Consider the following 1,775-nt stretch of genomic DNA (forward strand, 5'->3'; position numbering starts at 1 on the left):
CTGGCTGCAACTGCCGATTTATATAGGCTTGATTATCGCCCAAGTCATTTATGCCTGTAAGTTCCTCAAATCCTTGTGGCACTTGGTATCCAATTTCAGCATCATGGATGAAAACACCATCATGATCACCGTATTGAACCTGATTGATGTCGTAATGATTGCCAACCTGTTGACCATGGTCATTGTCGGCGGCTACGAGACCTTCGTTTCCCGCCTCCATGTTGACGAACATCCCGACCAGCCCGAATGGCTCAGTCATGTCAATGCTTCGGTTTTGAAGGTTAAGCTGTCGATGTCCATCATCAGCATTTCCTCCATCCATCTGCTGCAAACCTTCCTCAACGCTGCCAATCTGTCGGAAAAACAAATCATGTGGCAGTGTATTACCCACATCTGTTTCCTGATTTCCGCGCTTGCCATGGCTTTAACGGACAAAATCGTGTACAGCACGACGCATAAAGCGCATTGATAAAAGGCAATCAAAAGGCCGTCTGAAGTGTTTCAGACGGCCTTTTGTTATCTGGCAATGTTTACCGGCTTATTGCTTACGCTTGTCCCACCAGGCAAACAAATTACCCAAAACCGTTCCCGATACAGAGTGCCAAACGCAGGCAACGGCGGCGGCAACGGCGGACTCGGCATTACCGGGGAAGAATTTAGCACTCAAACCGGTGGCAAGTCCGGCATTTTGTACGCCGACTTCGATGGCAAGGGTGCGTTTTTTGGCGGTATTCATGCCGGTCAGCGCGCCGCTATAATAGCCTAGGATGTAGCCGCCGATGTTGTGGGCAGCGATGGCGAGTACCATAACGAAAGCGGATTCAGCGAAACGGTGGCCGTGAACGGCAGCAACGCCGCCGACGATACAGGCAAACGCGACAACGGCAACGGCAGGCATAATCGCGCGCACGTCTTCAAACCAATGTTTTTTATGCAGCAATATATTGGCGGCAGAGCCGATAACGACAGGCAATAGGGTAACGAGTAACATAAATTTGAACATACCCCAACCGTCCATTTCGACGGTTTGTCCGACCAAATAAGTCATCCACAGCGGCGTCATCACAGGAGCGAGGACGGTGGAAACCGTGGTCATACCGACTGAAAAGGCAACATCGCCTTTAGCCAAAAAACTCATGATATTGGACGAAACGCCGCCCGGGCAGGTGCCGACCAAAACCAGACCCAGCGTCAATCCGGGCGAAAGGTCAAAGGCTTTGGCAATGCCGATGGCAAGCAGGGGCATAATCGTGTATTGAGCGATTGCGCCGATGAAAATATCGAGCGGACGTTGCGCCAGAATTTGATAATCTTCTTTGCCCAAAGTCATGCCCATACCGAGCATGATAATGCCGAGTACAACGACTTGCGTATCGCCTTTTACCCACGAAAAAGTGGCAGGTTCAACAAAGGCGATGATGGAGGCAAGGACGATAATCAGGGCGGTGAAGCGGGTCATTTACCGACTGATAGCGGTCAGAAAGTTCATATTTTACTCCTTTGTATGTTTTTATCATGACAATAATTGCCATAATTTAACACATGCTAACTCTTTAGCGCAATTACAGTAACGAAACAGGAAATCCATCATCCAATAATGTTTAAAAACAAACCACACTAACTCCACCCAATATCAACACAAAGGCCGTCTGAAACCTTTTCAGACGGCCTTGTTTTATCCGTTCATTATCGATTTATTCGATATTTTGAACCTGTTCGCGCATTTGTTCGATTAAGACTTTCAGTTCAACCGACGCTTGCGTGCATTCGGCGGC

Annotated in this window: 3 protein-coding genes; 1 reads left to right on the plus strand and 2 read right to left on the minus strand. The window is 48.5% G+C overall.

All coding sequences use genetic code 11. The features are described 5' to 3' along the window. The coding region (locus ACTHUE_RS17735; RefSeq protein WP_440424079.1) for a TIGR00645 family protein at positions 1 to 469 on the plus strand (469 nt) is incomplete at its 5' end. A 69-nt stretch (positions 470 to 538) separates the two neighbouring features. Here the strand turns inward: ACTHUE_RS17735 and ACTHUE_RS17740 are convergent. Both ACTHUE_RS17740 and ACTHUE_RS17745 read right to left on the minus strand, forming a co-directional pair. After that, positions 539 to 1,459 (minus strand): bile acid:sodium symporter family protein, encoded by a 921-nt coding sequence (locus tag ACTHUE_RS17740; protein ID WP_285070602.1) that lies wholly within the window; start codon positions 1,457 to 1,459, stop codon positions 539 to 541. A 235-nt stretch (positions 1,460 to 1,694) separates the two neighbouring features. Next, the coding region (locus tag ACTHUE_RS17745) for an endoribonuclease YicC domain-containing protein (RefSeq protein WP_440423031.1) at positions 1,695 to 1,775 on the minus strand (81 nt) is incomplete at its 5' end.

The sequence above is a fragment of the Neisseria sp. P0021.S005 genome (genome assembly GCF_051956955.1).